Genomic DNA, 19829 nt, shown 5'->3' on the forward strand with positions numbered 1-19829 from the left:
GCGGTGCGAAGCAGAGGGTCAGGCCGGCTTGGCCAGCCAGGTCAACCGGTGGGTGCGCAGCGGGTACAGCAGCGCCGATGCCGGCGCGAGCCAGGCCGCAGGCAGCCGGCGTGCAATGGGCGGGGCCAGCGTGGTCCGCCGCGACTGCACCTGCGCGTGGGGAAACAGGCGGCGCAGCTCGGCCAGGGGCACGCCGCGCACATCGGGATTGCGGGGATTGTCCACGATGAAGTCATAGACCAGTACGCCGCCGCCCGGCGCCACCCAGCGCCACAGGGTCTCTGCCATGTGCTTGCGGAAGGCCGGGTCCAGCAGCGAGCTGAACAGGGTGAAGGCCAGCACGGCATGCTGGCTGTCCTCGGCCACGGGGGCCAGCGTGGCATCGCCCTCGGTGATGCGCACGGCACCCGGCAGAGCGGCCCGCGCCTGCGCGGCACGCTCGGTGATCAGCTCCAGCCCCTGCAGGCGTGCCGGGCTGGCACCCAGGCGCAGCAGGTCCTGCAGGTTGCCGCCCGCGCCGCAGCCGACCTCGGTGATGGCCAGGTCCGAGAGGCTGGTCCAGCCATGGGCGTGCCACAGCCGTACCAGGGCGCGCAGGCGCTCCTGCTGCGCCTGCAGGGCCGAGGCGCTGGCCATCAGTTGGTAGCGCAGGGCATCCTGTGCGGCATCGCGGCGCGCATAGCGCGCCTGCACGGCCTGGGGTTCGGCGGGGTTGCTCATCGCGTGATCCGGGCAAATTGGGCCGAGGGCGGGCGCGCGCGCAGCACATCCCACAGGCCGCGCCAGGTGCCCAGGCCATAGGCCACGTGGTAGGCAGCGATCACCACCGGCAGCTGCGCCAGCAATTGCCAGCGGCCTGCACTGCGTGCAGCCGACACCGAGGCCAGGGCCACATAGGCTGCATACAGCGCCACCAATGCGGCCAGCGGCAGCGCGGTCCAGGGCAGGCACAGCGCGAACAGGCCGAGCGCGGCCACGAAGGCGGCGGGTACCAGCTGCCGCACCGAACCGGCCTGTCCGTGCTTGCGCACCACGAAGGGGCGCCAGTAGCCGTACTGCCGCTGCTGCGCGAACAAATGGTGCAGCGAATTGCGCGGGTGGTAGAGCGAATGGATCAGCGGGCTCTGCCAGATGCGCCCGCCCGCCAGGCGCAGGCGCAGGTTGTGCTCGTCGTCCTGGTTGCGCACCAGGGCCTCGTCGAAGCCGCCGATGCGCTCGAACACGGCGCGCGGCCAGCAGCCCAGGTAGACCGTGTCCACCTCGCCGTCAAACCCGGTGTCGCGCGAGCGTGCGCCACCCACCACCCAGCGGCACTGGAAGGCGGCGGCCACGGCTTGGCCCATGGGCCCCGTGCCCTCGGCCACCCAGGGGCCGCCCACATTGTCGGCGCCGGTGCGTTGCAAGGTCTCGATGCAGCGCGCCACATAGTCGGGCGCGAAGCGGGTGTGGATGTCCAGCCGCACGATGACTTCGCCCCGCGCGCGTGCAATGCAGGCGTTGAGCCCGGTGGAGACGATGCGCCCGGGGTTGTCCACCCACTGCAGCCTGTCATCCTGCGCGCTGCGCGCAACCAGCAACTCGCGCGTACCGTCATCGCTGCAGCCATCGGCCACCAGCACTTCCATCTGCCAGCCGGGCGGCAGCACCTGCGCCAGCGCGCTGTCGCAGAAGGCGGCGATGTGCGCCGCCTCGTTGCGGCAGGGCGCGATCACGCTGACCCATGCCAGGGTGTCCTGGGTCTGGCTCATGGCGTGCCCATTCGTTCTCGGTAAAGTCGGTCCATCGTATCCATCTGTACGGCACGGTCGCCGTCGCGCGCAATGCGCTGCGTGTTCTCCTGGCCGTGGCGCTGCGCCCCGCCATCGTCGGCAACCAGCGCCTCCAGGCAGCGGGCCAGGGTGGCCGCATCGCGCGGTGGCACCAGCACGCTGGCATCGAGCCAGGCGCGGTTGGCGTCCAGGTCGCTGGCCACCACGGCCAGGCCGCAGGCCATGCTTTCGAGCACCGAGACCGAGGTCGCGTCGCTCGTGGGCACCGAGACGGAGATCTTGCACTGCGCCAGCACCCGCGCCATGCCCGCATCGTCCAGCCGGCCGTGAAAGACCACCTGCTGCTCCAGCCCCCTGGCGCTCACCAGCGCGCGCAGCGCGGCTTCCATCGATCCGCCGCCCAGCAGGTGCAGTTGCACCCCCGCTTCGGGATGGCGCGCCACCAGGGCGGCCACCGCCTCGACGATGGTGTCGATGTTGTAGTTGGGTTCCCAGGAGCGCAGGCTCACGAGCTGCAGCCCGGTCTTGCCGGCCCAGGGCACCGGCGCAAAGCGCGCAAGGTCCACGCCCCAGTGGATCTCCTGCACAGGGCAGGCCGGGCCGTAGGCCTGGGCCGCGTCGATCAGGCTCTGCGAGTCACCCGTGATCAGGTCGGCCCGGCGCAGGCTCCAGCCCGTGAGCCAGCGCATCAGCGCGCTCTTGTGCGGCGTCACCAGCAGGTCGCTGCCCCAGGCCGTCATCACCAGCGGGTGGCGGCCACAGCGGGCCGCCAGGTAGCCGTAGGAGGTGATGTAGTGCGCGTGCACGATGTCGGGCGCCAGCGCCTGCACGTAGCGGCGTGCCTGCCCCACGCGCAGCAGCCAGTCGGTCGAGCGGCGCACGGGCGCCAGCACCTTCTGCTCCACCCCCTCGATAGGCTCCGGGCGGGCCGTGACCAGCGACACCCGGTAGCCGCGCGCGCGCATCTCCGCCGCCCAGCGCCGGATGTGCGGGCTGTTGGCATCGCCCAGCAGGCACAGGTGCTTCTGTGCCTCAGCCATGGGGTTGCTCCGGCCCGGCGGTGGGCAGTTCTCCCGCCCAGGCCTGGTAATGCTGTGCCCATTCGGGGTACTGCGCCAGCAGGGCCGCATCGGCCGTGCGCACGTCGCCCACCTGGCGTGCCGGCGCGCCGGCCATCACGGCAAATGCCGGTACTTCGCCGCGCACCTGCGAGTAGGCGCAGATCAGCGCCCCGCGGCCGATGCGCGTGCCGGCCTCGACCAGGCTGTGCGGCCCGACGAAGGTGTAGGCGCCGATGTGCACGGAAGCCTTCACGTAGCCGGGCACTTCACCGCCCGCATGGGTCGCATAGCCGCGCCCGAGCAGCCGGATGGAGCGGTGCGAGCTGTGGGTGACGATGCTCACGAAGTTGGTGATCTGCACACCCTCGTCGATCGTGAGACCCGCGGTGGCGTCGAGAAAATTGAACTGGCCGATGAACACGTGGTCCGCGAGCGTGAGGCCCGGCTCCCCCTCGATGCAGGTGCTGGGCGCGATGCGCGTGTGCGCCAGCAGCACGCCGCCCGGCGTGCGCTCGCCGAACACCATGCGGTACATCAGCGCCTGCCAGATCCGGCGCCGTGCGCGGTTAAGCCAGGCTTTCATCGGGGATGTTTTTCCAGTGGGCAAGGGTGAGGAAGTAGTAGGCGAAGTAGGGCAGCATGGAGGCCGACAGGCCCCAGGCCGCACCTTCCAGGCCGCCCAGGGCCAAGCCGGCCAGCAGCCCGGCAAAGAAGGCCAATTGTCCCACCAGTGCCAGGCGCAGCGCCCAGGCCTGCGCGCGCCAGGCCAGTGTGGTCACCGACAGCGGCGAGGCGATGAAGTGCAGGGCGATGTAGGGCGCGATCGCGCGCACCAGCGGGCCCGCCTCGCTCCACTGCGCGCCGAACGCGGTGGTGAACAGCCAGGGTCCCCAGAGCATCAGCACGGCTGCCATCGGCAGGGCGATGGTGGCCAGCGCCAACATGCTCTTGCGCACCAGGGCACGGGCCTCGCCCGCCGTGCGGGCCTGCAGTAATTGCGGGTACAGCGCCTGCGAGAGCGCGCCGCCGAGCAAGGTGGCCGGTGCCTTGAGGTAGCGCAGCGACAGCGCCCACAGGCCCGCTGCCGCACCCCCCGCCCAGGCCGCCACGGCGATCAGTGTCAGCGTGTCCTGCAGCGCACCCATGAAGGCATGCGGCGTGTTGAGCAGCGGAAAGTCGCGGTGGCGCGCCGCCATGGCGCGCAGCGATGCCCGCGGTGCACGCCACAGCACGGCCCAGCCCCCGGCAGGAGCCGGCCTGGCCAGGGTAACTGCAGCCACCAGCCCTGCGGCCACGGCACCGGTCAGCAGACCTGCCGTGCCCACCTTGAGCAGGCCCAGCGCCAGCTGCAGCAAGGCGCCGCCGCCATGCTGCACCAGGCGCGCGATGGACAACAGGCCAAAGCGCTGCGAGCGCGTGGCCCACAGCGTGAGCCACTGCGTGGCCGCGATGGACAGCACGGCCAGGGGCAGGGCCCAGGCCAGCGGCATGCCCTGCAGCACGGCGATGACCCCGCCGGCCACCAGCGTGCCGGTCGTGGCCAGCAGCAGCAGGCGCGCGCACAGCGCCATCAGCTCGGCCGCACCCGGTTCGGTCTTTTCCAGCGGCAGCGCGAACTCGTAGCGCGCGCAGCCGACCACCGCCACATTGGTCGCCAGGGCCCACAGCAACGCGAACTGACCGAATTCGGCGGGGGTGTACAGGCGCGTGATGGCCGGCCCCAGCAGCAGCGGCAGCGCATGGGCCACCACACTGCCGGTCAGCAAGGTCGCCGTGGCACGCAGCAGGGTGGAACTCACTTCAGTGATCCATGGCGCTGCGCGCCACCTGCAGCCCACGAAGCCGGCACGCACAAGGCCACTGCTCCCGTTCAAGGGCCGCCCCGCCACACCGGGGGCGTCCCCCTTCCGGATTGCGAAGCATACTGAGAGAGGGGGACGGCGCGAAGCGACTCAGGGGGTGCTTCATGTCAGGCCTGTAGTGGCTCCTGGTGGAAGCCGGGCACCAGTTCGTGCAGCAGGGCCATCATGGTCGCGCCATCGCCCTGGTGGATGGCTTCCTCCAGGGCCTGCAGGCGGCCCTGCAATGCGTCCCAGGCGAGGTGTTCCTCGTGCGCACGCAGAATGCGCGAGTGCGGCGTGGGCTGTGCGCCATCGCCGATCAGCAGTTCCTCGTAGAGCTTTTCCCCGGGGCGCAGGCCGGTGAAGACGATCTCGATGTCGCCCTCGGGGTGCTCCGGGGCGCGCACGCTCAGGCCCGACAGCGCAACCATGCGCTGCGCCAGGTCCAGGATGCGGATGGGCTCGCCCATGTCGAGCACGAAGACCTCGCCGCCCTGGGCCATGGCACCGGCCTGCAGCACCAGCTGCGCGGCTTCAGGGATGGTCATGAAATAGCGGGTCACGTCCGGGTGCGTCACCGTGACCGGGCCGCCCGCGGCGATCTGGCTGCGGAACAGCGGGATCACGCTGCCACTGGAACCCAGCACGTTGCCAAAGCGCACCATGGAGAAATGGCGGCGCGCAGCACCGCCCTCGGTCGGGGGCTGGTTGCCGGTGCAGGACGCCACCGCTTGCAGCACCAGCTCGGCCACGCGCTTGCTGGCCCCCATCACATTGGTGGGGCGAACGGCCTTGTCGGTGGAGACCAGCACGAAATTTTCCACCCCGCTGGCCATGGCCGCACGCACCATGTGCAGCGTGCCGAAGACATTGTTGCGGATGCCTTCGCCCGCGTTGGCTTCCACCATGGGCACATGCTTGTAGGCGGCGGCATGGTAAATGGTGCGCGGGCGGTGCGCCTGGCACAGGTCGAGCATGTGCTGCGCGTGGCTCACGCTGGCCAGCAGCGGCACCAGCTCGCAGGCCATGGCTTCCTGCTGCACGATGGACTGCAGTTCCTGGTGGATGCTGTAGAGCGCGAACTCGCTGTGGTCCAGCAACAGCAGGCGTGCCGCGCCCTGGCGCGCGATCTGGCGGCACAGCTCGCTGCCGATGCTGCCGCCCGCGCCCGTGACCATCACCACCTGGCCACGGATATGGCGGCCCAGCAGTGCGGGGTCGGGGGCCACCGGGTCGCGGCCCAGCAGGTCCTCGAGCTCCAGGTCCTGGAAGTCGGTCACCGTCACGCGCCCGCTGGCCAGGTCCGTGAGGCCCGGGATGGTGCGTATGCGCACGGGCAGCTCGCGCAGGTTCTCGATGATCTGGTGGCGGCGCTGGCGTGGCACGCTGGGCAGCGCCAGCAGCACATCGGTGATGCCAAAGCGCTTGACCACCTCGGCCAGGGCGATGGGTGCATACACGCGCACGCCATTGATGCTGCGGCCCACCTTGGCGTGGTCGTCGTCGGCAAAGGCCTCGAGCACGTAATTGCGCGCGCTCACCAGGCCGGCGGCTGTCTGGGCGCCGGCCGAGCCGGCCCCATAGATCAGCAGGCGGTGCGGCGCCCGGGTGTTCTGCCCGGCCAGCCACAGCCAGCCCAGCGAACGGCTGGCGCCCACCAGCAGCAGAAAGATCACCGGCTGCAGGATGCCCACGCTGCGCGGAATGCCGGTCCACTGCCCGACCAGCAAAATGGCGAACAGCAGCGCACCGTAGATGGCCACGGCCTTGCCCGTGGTGATGAGCGCCGCGATGCCGGTGTAGCGGAAGATGGCCCGGTACAGTCCCAGGTTCACGAAGATGGGAAAGGCCAGCGCAGGCGCCAGCACATAGGCCAGCCACTGCATGCCCTCGTTGGGCCAGTGCAGGGTATCGAGGCGCAGCGTGAAGGCCAGCCACATGGCGAACAGGCCCATGCCGATGTCCAGCGCCACCACCACCAGCCGCTTGACCGGGCGGGGCCACTCCAGAACATTGCTCAGCACGTGCCTGCCGCCTGGCTGCTAGCCCTGCGGGTCGTCATTGCGCGATGCCCGTGCGCTCCAGCACGTCGCCCACGAGTTCCAGCCGCACGAGGGGGTTGTCGAGCTCCATCAGCCGCTGCTTGAGCTCCAGCGGCACGGGCAGCAACTCGCACCAGCGGTTGGCCACCCAGCCGCAGTCGTCGAGTTGGGCAGCGGTGGGCACCAGGGCCGCGGGGCTGTCCGGATCGCGCTGCTGCAGGGTGTTGAGCACCTGCGCCAGGGCCTGCGACGCCTTGCGCAGGTCATCGGGCACGGGCACGGCCAGATCGGGGTCGAGGTGCGTCACATCGGCGATCCACAGCCCGTGGACCAGGTGGCTGCGTTGCACGATGCGAAAACGCTGGCTGCCGCGGCACTGCAGGGTGATGAGCCCGGCCTGCGGCGTCTCCAGCTGCTCGATGACGGCAAGGGTGCCGATTTCGCTGAACTGCTCCTCGGGCGCGCCCGCCTGGCGCACCTCATGGCCCTGCGTGAGCGACACCACGCCGAAGGGGGCACCCATCTGGTGGCATTTGCGCACCATGTCCAGGTAACGTACCTCGAACACGCGCAGCGCCAGCAGCCCCTCGGGAAAGAGCACGGAGCCCAGGGGAAAAAGGGGCAGGGATGACAGGGAAAGGGGTTGTGTCATAAAGCAAGTTCTTCGCCCGCTATCATCCCATGGCGCGGGCTGCTTTCGCACCGCCCGCTTTCCTTTTTGCCCCTCCCCCATGTTCTTCCAGATCGCTTCGTTCCTGCTTGATGTCGTCGGTGGCCTGCTCACGGGCGCCTGTCTGCTGCGCCTGTACATGCAGTGGCAGCGCGTGCCGTTCGGCAACCCCATCGGCGGGCTGGTCTTTGCGCTCACTGACTGGGTCATCCTGCCCTTGCGCAAGCTGATCCCGCCCGTGGGCAGGTGGGACCTTTCCAGCCTGGTGGCGGCAATCCTGTTCCAGGTGCTGCAGTACGTGCTGCTGCTGGTGCTCATCGGCCAGACTGCCGCCTGGGCCTGGTTGCCCTGGCTGGTGCTGTTCGGCCTGGCCAAGGTGGCCGTGTCGGGGCTCATGGGCCTGCTCATCGTGCATGCCGTGATGTCCTGGATCGCTGCCCGCTCCCCGCTGTCCGATGTGGTGTGGCGCCTGTGCGCGCCCGTGTTGCGGCCGTTCCAGAAGGTGATCCCCTTGCTGGGCGGGGTGGATCTGTCCCCCCTGGTGGTGCTGGTGCTGCTGCAGGTGCTGATGATCGTCTTGGGCCACCTGCAGGCCGGTGTCATGCGCTGAAGCCCCGGGCCCCAAGCAAAAGCGCCTGTCGGAGACAGGCGCTTTTTTGATGGGCCAGCGTTCGTTCAGAGCACGGCGTCGGCTGGCAGGCGCTGCAGCATGGCCAGGCTGCTGGCCACGGTGTTGCGCAGTTCGCGGCGATCGCAGATGAAGTCCACGGCACCCTTGGTCTGCAGGAATTCGGCGCGCTGGAAGCCCTCGGGCAGGGTCACGCGCACCGTGGATTCGATCACGCGCGGGCCGGCAAAGCCGATCAGTGCCTTGGGCTCGGCGATCACGATGTCGCCCACGAAAGCGAAGCCGGCGCTCACACCGCCCATGGTCGGGTCGGTCAGCACGCTGATATAGGGCAGGCCCTTCTTGGCCAGGCGGGTCAGCGCGGCATTGGTCTTGGCCATCTGCATCAGCGACAGCAGGCCTTCCTGCATGCGAGCGCCGCCGGTGGCGGTAAAGCAGATGAACGGCACCTTCTGCTCGATCGCAGTTTCCACGCCGCGCACGAAGCGCTCGCCGACCACGGAGCCCATGGAGCCGCCCATGAAGTCGAATTCGAAGCAGGCCACCACCACGTTGATGCTCTTGACCGCACCGCCCATGACGATGAGGGCATCGGTCTCACCGGTGTTCTCCAGCGCTTCCTTGAGGCGTTCGGGGTACTTGCGGCTGTCCTTGAACTTCAGCGCATCCACGGGCAGCACTTCCTGGCCGATCTCGTAGCGGCCCTCGGGGTCCAGGAAGGCGTCCAGGCGGGCCCGCGCACCGATGCGGTGGTGGTGGCTGCAGTGCGGGCAGACGTTCTGGTTGTGCTCCAGGTCGGACTTGTAGAGCACCGTTTCGCAGCTCGGGCACTTGATCCACAAGCCTTCGGGCACCTGGCGGCGCTCGGTCGGGTCGGTTTGCTGGATTTTGGCGGGCAGGAGTTTTTCGAGCCAGGACATGGTGTTTTCCTCGTCAATGACAGGGGTTCAGCGCATTTCGCCGGTTTTCCGGGCCTGGGGCCAGGAGGCGATGGACAAAACCCTGTGTGAAACCGTAATGGGCGCCCCCCGGGTGGGTGGGCGCCAAGGGGCACATTATGCGTCGAGTGCCTTGCGGATCCCGCGCAGGAAGTCCACGGTGATCGCCACGACCTTCTCGTGCGGCTGGTCCTCAATCAGCTGGATGATGCGCGTGCCGATCACCACGGCGTCGGCCACCTTGCCGATCGCCTGGGCGGTGGCGGCGTCGCGGATACCGAAGCCCACGCCCACGGGGATCTGCACATGCTGGCGGATGCGCGGCAGCATCTGCTCCACGGCAGCCGTGTCCAGCGCTCCCGATCCGGTCACGCCCTTGAGCGACACGTAGTACACATAGCCGCTGGCCACGCGTGCCACCTGGGCCATGCGCTCGTCCGTGCTGGTGGGGGCCAGAAGGAAGATCAGGTCCATGCCGTGCGCGCGCAGGCTGGCGGCAAAGGCCTCGCATTCCTCGGGCGGGTAGTCCACCACGAGCACGCCGTCCACGCCGGCTGCGGCCGCATCGCGCACGAAGGCGCCCGCGCCGTGCACCTGGTCATAGCGCTCCACGGGGTTGGCATAGCCCATGAGCACCACCGGGGTGGTGGTGTTGCGCTTTCTGAAATCGCGCACGTGGTCGAGCACCTGGGCCATGCCGATACCCAGGGCCAGGGCCTTTTCGCCCGCCTTCTGGATCACCGGGCCGTCGGCCATGGGGTCGGAAAAGGGCACGCCCAGCTCGATCACGTCGGCACCCGCCTCCACCATGCCGTGCATGAGGGCGGGGGTGATGTCGGCGAACGGGAAACCGGCGGTGACGTAGGGCACGAGGGCCTTGCGGCCCTGCGCCTTCAATTGGTCGAAAGTGGTGCTGATACGGTTCATGGCTTGGCCTCTGCGCCTTTCACGGTCAGTCCGCGCATGGAGGGGCGGTCGTAGAAATCTTCGCCCGACAGGTCGGCCACGGTGCCGATGTCCTTGTCGCCGCGGCCCGACAGATTGACCAGGATGGACTGGTCCGGGCGCATGGTCTTGGCGAGCTTCATGGCATAGGCCACGGCGTGGCTCGATTCGAGCGCCGGGATGATGCCCTCGGCGCGGCACAGGTGGTGGAAGGCCGCGAGGGCCTCCTGGTCGGTGATGCCGACGTATTCGGCACGGCCGATCTCCTGCAGCCAGGCGTGCTCGGGGCCCACGCCCGGGTAGTCCAGGCCCGCGCTGATGCTGTGCGTCTCGGTGATCTGGCCGTTGGCGTCCTGCAGGATGAAGGTGCGGTTGCCGTGCAGCACGCCCGAGCTGCCGCGCTGCAGCGACGCCGAGTGCTTGCCGCTATCGAGGCCCTCGCCGGCCGCTTCCACGCCGATCAGGCGCGTCTTCTCGAACGGGATGTAGGGGTAAAAGATGCCCATGGCATTGCTGCCGCCGCCCACGCAGGCCACCACGGCATCGGGCTGCTGGCCCTGCACCTTGTTCTCGGCCAGCATCGGGGGCATCTGCTCCACGCATTCGGTGCCGATCACGCTCTGGAAGTCGCGCACCATCATCGGGTAGGGGTGCGGGCCCGCCACCGTGCCAATGATGTAGAAGGTGTTGTCCACATTGGCCACCCAGTCGCGCATGGCTTCGTTGAGCGCGTCCTTCAAGGTCTTGCTGCCCGACTCGACGGGCACCACGGTGGCACCCAGCAGCTTCATGCGATAGACGTTGGGGCTCTGGCGCTTGACGTCCTCGGAGCCCATGTAGACCACGCATTCGAGGCCGTAGCGCGCGCAGATGGTGGCCGTGGCCACGCCGTGCTGGCCGGCACCGGTCTCGGCGATGATGCGCGGCTTGCCCATGCGGCGCGCCAGCATGGCCTGGCCGATCACGTTGTTGATCTTGTGGGCGCCGGTGTGGTTGAGGTCCTCGCGCTTGAGGTAGATCTGCGCGCCGCCGAGTTCGCGGCTGGTGCGCGCGGCATGGTAGACGGGCGAGGGCCGGCCCACGAAGTGCTTGAGCTCGTACTCGAATTCGGCGAGGAACTCGGGGTCGTGCTGGTAGCGCGCATAGGCCTCGCGCAGTTCGTTGATGGCGTGGGTCAGCGTTTCGCTGACGAAGCTGCCGCCATAGGAGCCGAAGTGGCCTGAGGGATCAGGTTGCTGATAGGAATTCATGGGGGTTCTTTGCAAGTTGTGCATCGGCCGCACGCACGGCGGCAACGAAGCGTTGGATCTTGTCGGCGTCCTTGGTGCCCCGCAGGGGCTTGCCATCGGGCCCGAGGGCCTCGACGCCGGAACTGACATCAACCGCCAGCGTGGTGCAACGCGGGCGCACTTGCAAAATGCCATCGGTCACGTTTGCAGGCGTGAGTCCACCAGACAAAACGAGGTGAGAGCCGACGCTTGGTGGAAGGAGTGACCAATTGAATGCCTTGCCGCCGCCGCCGTACCCCTCGACATGGGCGTCGAGCAGGATGGCTTGGGCGTTTGAAAAATCGTGTGCGTATTTTACGAGGTCGAATTGTGCCGCATCCGGGCCCAGGGGTATACGGGCCGCGCGCAGGTAAGGCCGCGCACCGTTTCCGGAGGCCGTCTGGCATTGCTCAGGCGTTTCGTCTCCATGGAATTGCACGGTGGCGCCGGCAATCTGTGCGGTGGCGGCCATCACCTCCTCTGCGCTGGCGTTCACGAACAGCAGCACCGGGGTGACGAAGGGCGGCAGGCGCCGTGCCAGTTCGGCAGCGCGCGTTGCCGTGACGGCGCGCGCACTCTGGGCGAACAGCACGAAGCCGATGGCATCGGCGCCCGCCGCAACGGCGGCGTCCACGTCCTGCTCGCGTGTCAGTCCGCAGATCTTGATGCGGGTGCGAGCGGCGGGGTGGGGGGCGGCTTGGGAGGGCGAGGAGGTGCTCATGGGAGCCAATCATACGCAGCCGTGCGCTGGGGCAGGCCCCACGCGGCGTCGTAGACCGGTCCCTGGAAGTACAGCCCGTCGGGCGAGAAGGTGGGCGCTGCGGCATCGCGCGAGCGTGCCTGCAGCACCTGCTCGATCCACCCGGGTGGCTGGTCGCCCCGGCCGATGGCCACCAGGCAGCCCATGAGGTTGCGGATCATGTGGTGCAAAAAGGCATTCGCCTCGAACTCGAAACGCCAGTAGCAGGGGCTCCAGCCGAGCTCGGGATGGGGTTCGCCCAGCCCGCGGCGCGAGATGTCGATGCGCGACAGCGTCTTGACCGGCGACTTGGCCTGGCAGGCCGAAGCGCGGAACGAGGTGAAGTCGTGCTCGCCCAGCAGATGGTCGGCCGCCTGGCGCATGGCCGCATGGTCCAGGGGGTGGTAGACCCAGCCCACGCGCCCGGCATCCACGCTCGGGCGAACAGGCGATTGCAGCAGCACGTAGGCATAGCGGCGCGCCACCGCGCTGCCGCGCGAGTGGAAGTCGTCGGGCACATGGCTGGCCCATTGCACCGCGATGTCGGGGGGCAGGAAGGTATTGGTGCCGCGCACCCAGGACGAGGGCGGGCGGTTCAAGGGGGTGTCGAAATGCACCACCTGCATCAGGCCGTGCACCCCCGCATCCGTGCGGCCGGCGCACAGCGTGCCCACGCGGTGCGTGGCAAAGCGCGCCAGGGCCGCTTCCAGCTTGTCCTGGATGGTGTTGCCGGACAGCTGGCTCTGCCAGCCGCTGTAGGGCTGGCCGTTGTAACTGACACCCAGGGCCACCCTCATGGGCGGGCCTGGGGGAGGGGGCGAAACAGAGGTCCCGGTGTGGGCTGCATCAGCCCAGTTCGACCAGCATGCGCTGGGCGCGGGTCCTGAGGGCGCCGCTCGATTCGGCCACGACCTCCTCGATCAGCGTGCGCGCACCATCGGTGTCGCCGATGGCGTTGAACTCTTCGGCCAGTGCCAGCTTGGTGGCCAGCGGGTCGTCCTGGGCAGCGGCCGATCCGTCGTCTTCCGGCGAGATGGGCACGGCTGCCGTGGGGATTTCCGCTTCGCGCGACGCCGGGGCCGCCATGGGCTTGGAGGGCGCCGTCAGGTCCAGCGACAGTTCGCCCAGGTCGAAGTCCATGGGGCTGGAGTCCTGGGCGTCGGCCAGTGGCATGGGGCCGGTGGGCGCCATCGTCAGCTCGTCGTTGGGTGCGGCCGCACGGGCTGCCGGTGCGGGGGCCGGTGCGTTCCAGGCGGCATCGGCCGTCAGGTCGGGCAAGTCGAAGTCGTCGTTGGACAGCACGGGCTCCATGCGCTGGGGCTCGCGCGGTGCCGGCGCCGCCACGGCGGCGCCTGCTGCTGCTGCGGCCGCCGCAAAGCCGCCGGGGGGCGCGGGCGGTGCGTCGGTCAGTGCGTCGTCGGGCAGATCGAGGTCGAGGTCCAGGTCCAGGTCGGGTGGCAGGGCTGCCGATGCCACAGGGGCGCCCGAGAAGGTGCTCACGAAGGCACCAGGAATCGAGGGGTTCTCGTCTTCCGGCTGGCCGGGGCGACCGCCTGGCTGGTACAGCGGGTTTTCGGGTTCGATACCGCGGCCCAGGTCGACGATGCGCGCCCAGTCGGGGCCTTCGCCCTGCGTCAGCTTGAAGACTTCGCCGGCCACGGACTCCAGGGCCTTGCGGTCCTGGCGCTTGGCATAGATCTCGGCCAGCTTCACGTGCACGGACACGCGGGCCGGGTTGTGGCGCACGGCTTCCTTGAGGATCTCCTCGGCCTGCAGGTCACGGCCGTAGGCCAGGTACACGTCGGCTTCGGCCACGGGGTCGACATCACCGCCGGCATCGAGCTGGCTGGGCGAGTAGGCCATGGACGAGCCGGTGGTCATCTCGCTGTTGGCGGTGTCCACGCGCTGGCCGCCACTGGCGCCGAAGAACGAATCGGGCTGGATGCGGCTTTCCAGGAAGGAGCTGTCCACGCCCGCATTGTTGCGGCGACGCTGGATCACGCGGTAGGCGCCATAGCCCAGCAGCAGGGCCAGCAGGCCGCCACCGGCCAGGGGGATCAGCGGGTCGTCCAGCAGGCCGTCGAGGAAACCGGGCTCTGCCACCGGTGTCGGAGGTGGCAGCACGACGGGCTTGGAAGCCGGGGCGGCGGGCGGCGTGGCCGCAGCGGCGTCCGATGCGGGGGCAGCGCTGGCCTCGGCCGATGCGCCGCTGGTGGGTTCGGAGGCTGCCGTGGCCGGTGGGGCTTCAGGCGCGGCCGGCGTGGCAGGCACGCCGGGCACGGCCACCTGGGCCGGGGTGCTGGCTGCAGGCGCAGCGGGAGCGGCGGCAGGTGCTGCCGGCGTGGCTGGCGTCGAGGGGGCTGCGGCCGATGCGGCGCCCAGCTTGTTCAGATCGCTGATGTTCTTGGACAGTTCGGCCATGCGGGCCGATGCGTCGCTGGCCTGCTTGTCCTTGGCCAACTGGTCTTCGGCGGCCTTCTGGCCCTTGACCGAACCCTTGGACAGCGTGAGCTTGTCGGGGGCTGTGGTGGCGGGCTTGCTGTCTTCCACACGGGTCTGCACCGAGCCCTTGGCCGAGCGTTCGGCCGATGCCACGGTGGTGGAGGGGGCGGATTCGGCCAGCTTGCGGCGGAAGGCGCCGAAGTCACGGCTCTGCGCGGCCAGGATCTGGCGGGCTTCGGGCGCAGGCGTGGCCTGGGCCGTGGCCTGGTCGGGTATCTGCAGCACCGCGCCGGCCTTGATGCGGTTGATGTTGCCGCCGATGAATGCGTCCGGATTGGCACGCTGCATGGCCACCAGCATCTGGTCGAGCGAGACGCCGCCCTGGCGGTTGGCATTGGCGATGCGGCTGGCCGTGTCGCCGGCCTGCACGGTCACGCCGCCTTCGGCGGGCGTGGCGCGGGGGGCTGCGGGTGCGCGGGGCGCAGCGGCAGGTGCCGATGCCGCGGACGACGGGCGACCGGCCACGGCGGGCGGGACGTCCGCACGCGCGGCCGGGGCCGTGGTCTGCGGGGCGGCCGTCACCGTTGGCGCCGGACGGCGCATCGCTGGCGGGTCGAACAGCATCGTGTAGCTGCGCACCAGGCGGCCCGAGCCCCAGGAGGCATCGAGCACCAGGTCGACGAAGGGGTCGTTCACCGGGCGGTCGCTGGACAGGCGCAGCACGGCCGAGCCATCGGCACGGCGTTGCAGTTGCACCTGCAGGTTGTTCATGGTGGGCGAGTACTCCATGCCCTGGGCGCGAAACACCTCGGGCGTGGCCGTGCTGGCCTTCAGGGTTTCCGCCTCCGCAGGGGTGATCTGCGGCAGATCGATCTCGGCGCGCAGGGGTTCGCCCAGGGCGGATTGCACGGTGATACGGCCCAGCGCGAGCGCGGACGCATCGGTGGCGTAGAGCCCGGCAGTTGCCACGGCCGCAGCCGCCAGCACAGAAAATTTCCAACGATGCATGTTTGCCATCAACTGATTGGGTTGTGCGGCTCGGTCGAGCGGTGCTGTTTTTCTCATGGTCTGGTCCCGCCCCGGCGCGTGAAAATATGTAAAAAGCACCATAGCATCAATGTTTTGCACTGACAAGCTGAGGTGGCGCAGAAGCTTTGCCCCCGGTGGTCATGCCCCAACTTGGGGCATGCAGATGTTGCCAATTGCCAACGTCACGTAACCGGGTGTGTCAAGGGTCAGGGCGCAAAAAAGCGCGCGCAACAGGCATTGCGCGCGCTGGGGGCCTGGGCTCCTGGAGCCCGGGCAAGGGGATTTTAGGCGGCCAGCAGGATGCGCAGCATGCGGCGCAGCGGCTCGGCTGCGCCCCACAGCAACTGGTCGCCGATGGTGAAGGCGCCCACGTACTCGGGGCCCATGGCCAGCTTGCGCACGCGGCCCACGGGAATGGTCATGGTGCCGGTCACGGCCACCGGCGTCAGGTCCTTGATCGTCGCTTCACGCGTGTTGGGCACCACCTTCACCCACTCGTTGTCGGCGGCGATCATGGCTTCCAGGTCAGCCACGGGCACGTCCTTCTTGAGCTTGAAGGTCAGCGCCTGGCTGTGGCAGCGCATGGCGCCCACGCGCACGCAGAAGCCGTCCACGGGGATGGCGCTGGAACCGAAGCCCTCGCCCTGGCCCAGGATCTTGTTGGTCTCGGCCATGCCCTTCCATTCTTCCTTGGACATGCCGTTGCCCAGGTCCTTGTCGATCCAGGGGATCAGCGAGCCACCCAGCGGCACGCCGAAGTTGGCCGTCTCGGCGCCGGACAGGGCGCGCTGCTTGGCGATGACCTTGCGGTCGATTTCCAGGATGGCGCTCTTGGGGTCGTCCAGCAGGGACTTCACCTCGGCGTTCAGCGTGCCGTACTGCGTGAGCAGTTCGCGCATGTGCTGGGCGCCGCCGCCGCTGGCGGCCTGGTAGGTCTGGGTGCTCATCCACTCGACGAGGCCGGCCTTGTACAGCGCGCCCACGCCCATCAGCATGCAGCTCACGGTGCAGTTGCCGCCGACCCAGTTCTTGCCGCCCTTGGACAGCGCATCCTGGATGACGGGCAGGTTCACGGGGTCGAGGATGATGACGGCATCCTTTTCCATGCGCAGCGTGGAGGCCGCGTCGATCCAGTGGCCGTTCCAGCCGGCGGCGCGCAGCTTGGGGAAGACTTCGGAGGTGTACTCACCGCCCTGGGCGGTGATGATGATCTCGCAGCGCTTCAGGGCGTCGATGTTGAACGCATCCTGCAGCGTGGTCTCGTTCTTGGCCACTGCAGGGGCCTTGCCGCCGGCATTCGAGGTGGAGAAGAACAATGGCTCGATCAGGTCGAAGTCATTCTCTTCGGCCATGCGATCCATCAACACCGAGCCGACCATGCCGCGCCAGCCGACCAAACCTACCAACTTGCTCATTTCAACGCCCCTTTTACAGATTAACAAACAGTGCCAGACCGGACTGCTCGCCTGGCTCGTCAGGCCAGGAAGGGCGCACGACGAACCAGGCTGAGTCAGCCCTTAATGGTCGTGGTTTTGGTGATGGTTGCGCGCGCAGCCACACCGGCCGTGGCGGCGGGTGCAATGTTCAGGGCGAACGTGTGGGCGGCAAACATAAGCGGATATTGTAGCGGATGCGGGATTGAACCGTCCATCACGAAATGGCCCGGCGTCCCCTGGTCGGCAAGAGGCGTGCCACCCGGAAGAATTTTTTCTCAAGCAAAGGCAGCAATGCAGCAGGTGATCATTGTCGGTTCGGGCCAACTGGCCCGGGAACTCGTGGACTCGTTGGATGCGGGAGAGGGGTGCGCGGTCGTGCGCTGGCCGGTGGCGCCTGGCACGGCGCCATCCATCGTGGTCCATGCCGGCTCCGGGAGGGAGCTCGCCGCCGTCGGGGCATTTTGCGAGGCATCGGGCAGCCCCCTGGTGGAGCTGGCCACCGGGTCGGTGCTGGAACAGGGCAGCCACGGCTTTCCGGTGGTGGTGTGCCCCAACACCAACATCCTGATGCTCAAGTTCATGGGCATGCTGGAACGCAGCGGGCATCTGTTCCATGGGCACCGCATCGCGCTCGCCGAGAGTCCCACCAGGCACAGAAAACCTCTGTTCCCGGCACGGCGGTAGGCATGGCGCATGCACTGGGCCTGGCGGCGGGCGACATCCGGTCCGTGCGTTCCGCCGAGGTCCAGTCCCGTGACCTGCACATTCCCAAGGAGCATCTGGGGCGCCATGCCTACCACCGGATCGACATCGGGGATGGGCTGTGCAGCCTGACGCTGGAAACCCGCGTCTATGGCGATGCGCCCTATGCCGACGGCGTGGCGCGTATCGTTGCCGCCGTGCGCGCCCACCCCCTGGACAACCGGATCTATTCCGTCATGGAGTTCGTGCACAGCGGCTGGCTGTAGGCGTCTGCAGGCCCCGGGGCCAAAAAAAGCGCCGGGGTCGCCGGCGCTTGGGGTGGGGAGGCGAGGGCCCGGGGTCAGGCGGCCAGCGCCTTCACCACGGCATCGCCCATCTGGGCCGTGCCGACCTTGGTCGTGCCTTCGCTCCAGATGTCGGGCGTGCGCAGGCCCTGGGCCAGCACCTTCTGCACGGCCGCCTCGATGCGCTGGGCAGAGGCTTCCTGGTTCAGCGAGAAGCGCAGCATCATCGCCGCCGAAAGGATGGTGGCCAGCGGGTTGGCCACGCCCTTGCCGGCGATGTCGGGCGCGCTGCCGTGGCTGGGCTCGTACAGGCCCTGGTTGCTGCTGTTCAGCGAGGCCGAGGGCAGCATGCCGATCGAGCCGGTGAGCATGGACGCCTCGTCCGAGAGGATGTCGCCGAACATGTTGCCGGTGACCACCACGTCGAATTTCTTGGGCGCGCGCACCAGCTGCATGGCGGCGTTGTCCACGTACATATGGTCGAGTTCCACGTCGGGGTATTCCTTGCCGACTTCGGTCACGATGTCCTTCCAGAACTGGAAGGTCTCGAGCACGTTGGCCTTGTCCACGCTGGTCACGCGCTTGCTGCGCTTGCGTGCGGCCTGGAAGGCCACGTGCGCGATGCGCTCGACCTCGGGGCGGCTGTAGCGCATGGTGTCGAAGGCCTCTTCGGCGCCGGGGAAGTGGCCATCGGTGGCGATGCGGCGGCCACGCGGCTGGCCGAAGTAGATGTCGCCCGTGAGCTCGCGGATGATGAGGATGTCGAGGCCGGAGATCAGCTCGGGCTTGAGGCTCGATGCCCCCACCAGCTGCTCATAGCAGATCGCGGGGCGGAAGTTGGCGAACAGGCCCAGGTTCTTGCGCAGGCCCAGGATGGCCTGCTCGGGGCGCAGGGGGCGGTCGAGCTTGTCGTACTTCCAGTCGCCCACGGCGCCGAACAGCACAGCATCGGCGTCCTTGGCCAGCTTGAGTGTGGCCTCGGGCAGGGGGTGGCCGTGCGCCTCGTAGGCGGCGCCGCCGACCAGGGCCGACTCCATCTCGAACTTCAGGTCCAGCACTTCGAGGACCTTGACGGCCTCCGCAACGATTTCGGTGCCGATGCCGTCTCCCGGCAGAACTGCGATTTTCATGAACGACTTCTTTGTAAAGGAATGGCCGCGTGACCTGGCAGGCCTGCCAGGCAGCGTCGGCCACAAGTGATGAACCGGGTGTGGAGGACCTGGGGTCAGGAGACCATGCTGTGCGCCAGCCAGGGCTTGGTGGCCAGGCGCTGGGCTTCGAAGGCGCGGATCTTGTCGGACTGGCGCAGGGTCAGGCCGATGTCGTCGAAGCCGTTGAGCAGGCAGTACTTGCGAAACGCCTGCACCTCGAACGGGATTTCCTCGCCCTGCGGGCGCACGACGACCTGGCGCTCCAGGTCGACGGTGAGCTGGTAGCCGGGGAAGGCCGCGACTTCATCGAACAGCTGGGCCACGGTGGCTTCGGGCAGCACGATGGGCAGGAGGCCGTTCTTGAAGCAGTTGTTGAAGAAGATGTCGGCGAAGCTCGGTGCGATCACGGTGCGAAAGCCGAACTGGTCCAGCGCCCAGGGGGCGTGCTCGCGGCTCGATCCACAGCCGAAGTTCTTGCGTGCGATGAGCACGCTGGCACCCTGGTAGCGCGGCTGGTTGAGCACGAAGTCGGGGTTGGGCTTGCGGCTGGCGGGGTCCTGGCCGGGCTCGCCATGGTCCAGGTAGCGCCATTCGTCGAACAGGTTCACGCCAAAACCGGTCTTCTTGATCGACTTGAGGAACTGCTTGGGGATGATGGCGTCGGTGTCGACGTTCTCGCGGTCCATCGGGGCCACGAGGCCCTTGTGCACGGTGAATTTCTGCATGGTGGGTTGCCTTACTTGTTGGCGGCGCGCTCAAGGGCGCCGCCGGCCCGCTGGACGTCCTGGCCCACGCCCTTGACGGTGTTGCAGCCGGCCAGCAGGAAAGCCAGCGAAAGGGCGATGAAAGTGGCGGTCTTTTTCATGACGGGACTCCTTCGGTCG

18 protein-coding genes and 1 pseudogene are annotated in these 19829 nt (G+C 68.5%); 2 read left to right on the plus strand and 17 right to left on the minus strand.

What is annotated here, in order from left to right; all coding sequences use genetic code 11:
- Positions 1-18 precede the first annotated feature (18 nt).
- From AC07PA_RS05165 to AC07PA_RS05195, 7 genes are all read right to left on the minus strand, one after another.
- Complete coding sequence (locus tag AC07PA_RS05165; RefSeq protein WP_494604619.1) at positions 19-720, minus strand: class I SAM-dependent methyltransferase; 702 nt, start codon at positions 718-720, stop codon at positions 19-21.
- Positions 717-1748, minus strand: coding sequence for a glycosyltransferase family 2 protein (locus tag AC07PA_RS05170; protein WP_494604620.1), 1032 nt, complete (start codon positions 1746-1748; stop codon positions 717-719). The genes AC07PA_RS05165 and AC07PA_RS05170 overlap by 4 nt, the downstream gene beginning before the upstream one ends.
- Positions 1745-2809 carry a glycosyltransferase gene (locus tag AC07PA_RS05175; protein WP_494604622.1) on the minus strand — a complete coding sequence of 355 codons (1065 nt, stop codon included), beginning with the start codon at positions 2807-2809 and terminating at the stop codon, positions 1745-1747. Before AC07PA_RS05175 ends, AC07PA_RS05170 begins: the two co-directional genes overlap by 4 nt.
- Positions 2802-3413, minus strand: coding sequence for an acyltransferase (locus AC07PA_RS05180; protein WP_007857088.1), 612 nt, complete (start codon positions 3411-3413; stop codon positions 2802-2804). Before AC07PA_RS05180 ends, AC07PA_RS05175 begins: the two co-directional genes overlap by 8 nt.
- Positions 3397-4629, minus strand: a complete 1233-nt coding sequence (locus tag AC07PA_RS05185) for a lipopolysaccharide biosynthesis protein (protein WP_494604625.1) — start codon at positions 4627-4629, stop codon at positions 3397-3399. The genes AC07PA_RS05180 and AC07PA_RS05185 overlap by 17 nt, the downstream gene beginning before the upstream one ends.
- 170 nt (positions 4630-4799) lie before the next feature.
- Positions 4800-6695 carry a polysaccharide biosynthesis protein gene (locus AC07PA_RS05190; protein WP_494604627.1) on the minus strand — a complete coding sequence of 632 codons (1896 nt, stop codon included), beginning with the start codon at positions 6693-6695 and terminating at the stop codon, positions 4800-4802.
- Between the two features lie 34 nt (positions 6696-6729).
- The gene (locus tag AC07PA_RS05195; RefSeq protein WP_007857091.1) at positions 6730-7365 is read right to left on the minus strand and encodes an LON peptidase substrate-binding domain-containing protein; all 636 of its coding nucleotides are present in this window, start codon (positions 7363-7365) and stop codon (positions 6730-6732) included.
- A gap of 79 nt (positions 7366-7444) precedes the next feature.
- Here AC07PA_RS05195 and AC07PA_RS05200 point away from each other — a divergent pair, with 79 nt between their 5' ends.
- Complete coding sequence (locus tag AC07PA_RS05200; RefSeq protein WP_145696876.1) at positions 7445-7993, plus strand: YggT family protein; 549 nt, start codon at positions 7445-7447, stop codon at positions 7991-7993.
- Between the two features lie 65 nt (positions 7994-8058).
- Here the strand turns inward: AC07PA_RS05200 and accD are convergent, their stop codons facing one another.
- From accD to asd, 7 genes are all read right to left on the minus strand, one after another.
- A complete protein-coding gene (accD, locus tag AC07PA_RS05205; protein WP_007857093.1) occupies positions 8059-8931 on the minus strand; it encodes an acetyl-CoA carboxylase, carboxyltransferase subunit beta in 873 nt (290 codons plus the stop codon).
- 135 nt (positions 8932-9066) lie between these two features.
- The gene (trpA, locus tag AC07PA_RS05210) at positions 9067-9876 is read right to left on the minus strand and encodes a tryptophan synthase subunit alpha (protein ID WP_007857094.1); all 810 of its coding nucleotides are present in this window, start codon (positions 9874-9876) and stop codon (positions 9067-9069) included.
- Positions 9873-11144 carry a tryptophan synthase subunit beta gene (trpB, locus tag AC07PA_RS05215; RefSeq protein ID WP_007857095.1) on the minus strand — a complete coding sequence of 424 codons (1272 nt, stop codon included), beginning with the start codon at positions 11142-11144 and terminating at the stop codon, positions 9873-9875. The genes trpA and trpB overlap by 4 nt, the downstream gene beginning before the upstream one ends.
- Complete coding sequence (locus tag AC07PA_RS05220) at positions 11122-11883, minus strand: phosphoribosylanthranilate isomerase (protein WP_007857096.1); 762 nt, start codon at positions 11881-11883, stop codon at positions 11122-11124. The genes trpB and AC07PA_RS05220 overlap by 23 nt, the downstream gene beginning before the upstream one ends.
- Complete coding sequence (truA, locus tag AC07PA_RS05225) at positions 11880-12698, minus strand: tRNA pseudouridine(38-40) synthase TruA (protein ID WP_007857097.1); 819 nt, start codon at positions 12696-12698, stop codon at positions 11880-11882. Before truA ends, AC07PA_RS05220 begins: the two co-directional genes overlap by 4 nt.
- Before the next feature lie 49 nt (positions 12699-12747).
- The gene (locus AC07PA_RS05230; RefSeq protein WP_494604631.1) at positions 12748-15351 is read right to left on the minus strand and encodes a motility hub landmark protein FimV; all 2604 of its coding nucleotides are present in this window, start codon (positions 15349-15351) and stop codon (positions 12748-12750) included.
- A gap of 305 nt (positions 15352-15656) precedes the next feature.
- The gene (gene asd, locus AC07PA_RS05235) at positions 15657-16787 is read right to left on the minus strand and encodes an aspartate-semialdehyde dehydrogenase (protein ID WP_494604633.1); all 1131 of its coding nucleotides are present in this window, start codon (positions 16785-16787) and stop codon (positions 15657-15659) included.
- Between the two features lie 312 nt (positions 16788-17099).
- On the opposite strand from asd, the pseudogene AC07PA_RS05240 reads away from it, so the two are divergent.
- Positions 17100-17776, plus strand: a pseudogene (locus tag AC07PA_RS05240) (dihydrodipicolinate reductase).
- 74 nt (positions 17777-17850) lie between these two features.
- Here AC07PA_RS05240 and leuB read toward each other — a convergent pair.
- The 3 genes from leuB to AC07PA_RS05255 all read right to left on the minus strand — a co-directional run bounded on the left by leuB (position 17851) and on the right by AC07PA_RS05255 (position 19810).
- Positions 17851-18924 (minus strand): 3-isopropylmalate dehydrogenase, encoded by a 1074-nt coding sequence (gene leuB, locus AC07PA_RS05245; protein WP_007850103.1) that lies wholly within the window; start codon positions 18922-18924, stop codon positions 17851-17853.
- A 95-nt stretch (positions 18925-19019) separates the two neighbouring features.
- Positions 19020-19670 carry a 3-isopropylmalate dehydratase small subunit gene (gene leuD, locus AC07PA_RS05250; protein WP_007850100.1) on the minus strand — a complete coding sequence of 217 codons (651 nt, stop codon included), beginning with the start codon at positions 19668-19670 and terminating at the stop codon, positions 19020-19022.
- Positions 19671-19681: 11 nt separating this feature from the next.
- The gene (locus AC07PA_RS05255) at positions 19682-19810 is read right to left on the minus strand and encodes an entericidin A/B family lipoprotein (protein ID WP_007850089.1); all 129 of its coding nucleotides are present in this window, start codon (positions 19808-19810) and stop codon (positions 19682-19684) included.
- Positions 19811-19829: the final 19 nt, after the last annotated feature.

The organism is Acidovorax sp. GW821-FHT09B03 (assembly GCF_059418305.1).

Bases quoted from the DNA above. Each gene is read 5' to 3' on its own strand.
- AC07PA_RS05195 (WP_007857091.1), bottom strand. From the start codon at position 7,365: ATGACACAACCCCTTTCCCTGTCATCCCTGCCCCTTTTTCCCCTGGGC.
- AC07PA_RS05170 (WP_494604620.1), bottom strand. From the start codon at position 1,748: ATGAGCCAGACCCAGGACACCCTGGCATGGGTCAGCGTGATCGCGCCC.
- AC07PA_RS05230 (WP_494604631.1), bottom strand. From the start codon at position 15,351: ATGCATCGTTGGAAATTTTCTGTGCTGGCGGCTGCGGCCGTGGCAACT.
- AC07PA_RS05175 (WP_494604622.1), bottom strand. From the start codon at position 2,809: ATGGCTGAGGCACAGAAGCACCTGTGCCTGCTGGGCGATGCCAACAGC.
- trpA (WP_007857094.1), bottom strand. From the start codon at position 9,876: ATGAACCGTATCAGCACCACTTTCGACCAATTGAAGGCGCAGGGCCGC.
- accD (WP_007857093.1), bottom strand. From the start codon at position 8,931: ATGTCCTGGCTCGAAAAACTCCTGCCCGCCAAAATCCAGCAAACCGAC.
- leuB (WP_007850103.1), bottom strand. From the start codon at position 18,924: ATGAAAATCGCAGTTCTGCCGGGAGACGGCATCGGCACCGAAATCGTT.
- AC07PA_RS05220 (WP_007857096.1), bottom strand. From the start codon at position 11,883: ATGAGCACCTCCTCGCCCTCCCAAGCCGCCCCCCACCCCGCCGCTCGC.
- AC07PA_RS05180 (WP_007857088.1), bottom strand. From the start codon at position 3,413: ATGAAAGCCTGGCTTAACCGCGCACGGCGCCGGATCTGGCAGGCGCTG.
- AC07PA_RS05200 (WP_145696876.1), top strand. From the start codon at position 7,445: ATGTTCTTCCAGATCGCTTCGTTCCTGCTTGATGTCGTCGGTGGCCTG.
- AC07PA_RS05255 (WP_007850089.1), bottom strand. From the start codon at position 19,810: ATGAAAAAGACCGCCACTTTCATCGCCCTTTCGCTGGCTTTCCTGCTG.
- leuD (WP_007850100.1), bottom strand. From the start codon at position 19,670: ATGCAGAAATTCACCGTGCACAAGGGCCTCGTGGCCCCGATGGACCGC.
- trpB (WP_007857095.1), bottom strand. From the start codon at position 11,144: ATGAATTCCTATCAGCAACCTGATCCCTCAGGCCACTTCGGCTCCTAT.
- truA (WP_007857097.1), bottom strand. From the start codon at position 12,698: ATGAGGGTGGCCCTGGGTGTCAGTTACAACGGCCAGCCCTACAGCGGC.
- AC07PA_RS05165 (WP_494604619.1), bottom strand. From the start codon at position 720: ATGAGCAACCCCGCCGAACCCCAGGCCGTGCAGGCGCGCTATGCGCGC.
- asd (WP_494604633.1), bottom strand. From the start codon at position 16,787: ATGAGCAAGTTGGTAGGTTTGGTCGGCTGGCGCGGCATGGTCGGCTCG.